We start from the raw sequence: 2,255 nt of genomic DNA, 5'->3' as shown, positions 1-2,255 counted from the left end.
CAGCCCGAAAGCATTGCTGCCTATCGCGCATTGCTTGGCCAAGGCTGGACCGACGCGCTCGCCACGCATTATCCGCAAGGCGGGGTATGGACCTTTTGGGATTTTCAAGCCGGCGCATGGCAACGCGACCATGGCTTTCGCATCGACCATCTCTTGTTAAGCCCGGCCATCGCCGACCGCCTCCATAGTTGCGGGGTCGACAAGGCGCATCGTGGCCGCGAGAAAGCCAGCGACCATGCGCCGACTTGGGTGGAGCTGGCGGACTGACTGCGCCTATAGCAGACTGCCTTGCTTATCCGCATCGCCGCGTGGTGCGGCTCTTTTAAATCCGGCCTGCCGGTCGAGCAGCGGCACCTTGGGCCGAAGTCCGTTAAAATATTCTGCAAGCGTGTAAATTTGCAGACGGGGATAGGTTCGCCCCGTTCCTTCATCGGTGTATAGGCCTGCCGAAGCCGCCTCACGTTCCATTTCACGGGTTGGAGAAATGACGCAAATGAATATGCCAATATCTGCCTTCTCGCGCTCCATCACACCCTTTAAGTCACGAACCATGGCGACACCGACGCGCTGGCCTGCTTTGACTGAAATGATCGCAGCATCTGTTCTTTGCTTCGGTCCGGCCTTTGTATCGGTGCCAGTCGTTGACGAGTAATAAATATAACCATCAATGCCCCGATCCATACCCTTGCGCCCGCCCTGAAACGGTTGCCCGCCAATGGCTTGCGTAATCCAATATTGGAACTGGTGTGGTTCGTCCGCAGCGAGTTTCAACGCGCTGTCGGTGTCATTGGGGGTGCCGATGACTTCATACGCTAATCCTCCCTGGAACGGGGAGGTGGCATCCGCCGTAGCCTTGGCGAAGGTGGATGACGGAGGGGGCTCTGCGCCTGCAACGTCGCTCGTGGGGAGAGCCCCCTCCACCGCCGCTTCGCGGCGGTCCCCCTCCCCGGAACGGGGAGGATTTTTACCCGGTGCCTTCGCCAATGCATTTGGCCCGTATCTGTCCACAAGCCGCCGTTCGATGAGGCCAATCGACAGATGTGTTACGTCAATGCCGATCCATCGCCGTCCCAGCTTTTGCGCCGCATCGACCGCTGTGCCGCAACCGCAAAACGGATCGAGCACAACATCGCCCTCATTCGACGATGCATTGATAATGCGTTCGAGCAAAGCCAGCGGCTTTTGTGTGGGGTAGCCAAGGCGTTCTTGGGCTTGGGACGATATCATTTCCACATCATCCCATAGACTTTGAACAGGTTTACCCTTCAACTCCTCGAAAAAGCGCCGCCGCTGAATGCGGCCATCTGGTGATTTTGGGAAATGCAAACGGCCTTCTTCCTCCCACTTTTCCATCTTCTCGCGTGAAATAGCCCACCCATTGGCTGGTGGCTTATATCCTTTGTATTCATACATTAGATTTGGACGCGGCGCTGGATTTGCTAAGTCCGCGATCCGATATCGTCGCCCCTGTTCATCAACATGCTTGAATGTCTTTTCGACATAAGAGTTATAAGACGGGTCGCTGAAACTATATTGCGGCCTAAACGCCGCGAGGTCGGATTTCGTGTAGAAGAAAATGTTGTCGGTGCAGGCACCCCATTTTTTTGATTCGTGGACCGTGCTGAATGAGCCGTATCGACGTTTCCAAATAATGTCGTTTCTGAAACATCGAGGCCCAAAAACCCCATCCAGCAACAGCTTCAGATAATGGCTCGCCGTTGGGTCGCAGTGCAGATAAAGGCTGCCTGTCGGTTTCAACACCCGATGAAGTTCAAGCAACCGCACCGCCATCATGGCGAGATACGCCATCATGTCATTTTCTTTCAGGAAACCGCGCATCGCACGGAGCAGTTCGGCAACATCGGTATTGCCGGACGTCATCACATCGTGAAACGCGGCCTCCGCCTTTTCATTCCAATGCCACGTATCCTCAAAAGCCTCAATCTGACTGTCCGCGCCAACGCCAGCGGGCGATTTGAATAAGATGTTGTAATTGGCGTTTGAATTGAACGGCGGGTCGAGATAGACAAGGTCAACACTCTCGCTCGCGATATGCTCGCGCAACACGTCGAGATTGTCACCATAAAAGAGCCGGTTGGTCATGACCCTTTGCTATACAGCGACTGCCTTCTACGCTAGCGAAAAATAGGACAGTGTGGACAGCGCACGCCAGTATCTCTATCGGCGGACCATGCCAGAATCCAAAATACATAGCGAACCGTCCGACTCCATCCTCATCATCGATTTCGGATCGC

At 54.9% G+C, this 2,255-nt stretch carries 1 protein-coding gene and 1 pseudogene; one reads left to right on the top strand and one right to left on the bottom strand.

What is annotated here, in order from left to right:
* Positions 1-267 (top strand): annotated as a pseudogene (locus HEQ34_RS14150) (exodeoxyribonuclease III); the annotation flags it as partial.
* A gap of 6 nt (positions 268-273) precedes the next feature.
* On the opposite strand, the gene HEQ34_RS14145 reads toward HEQ34_RS14150, so the two are convergent.
* Positions 274-2,103 (bottom strand): DNA methyltransferase, encoded by a 1,830-nt coding sequence (locus HEQ34_RS14145; protein WP_296201550.1) that lies wholly within the window; start codon positions 2,101-2,103, stop codon positions 274-276.
* Positions 2,104-2,255: the final 152 nt, after the last annotated feature.

The sequence above is a fragment of the Sphingorhabdus sp. genome, from assembly GCF_023910635.1.
Taxonomy (GTDB): Bacteria; Pseudomonadota; Alphaproteobacteria; order Sphingomonadales; family Sphingomonadaceae; genus Sphingorhabdus_B.
Note: the sequence above shows the minus strand (reverse complement) of the source record. Positions and strands in the feature narration are given on the sequence as shown.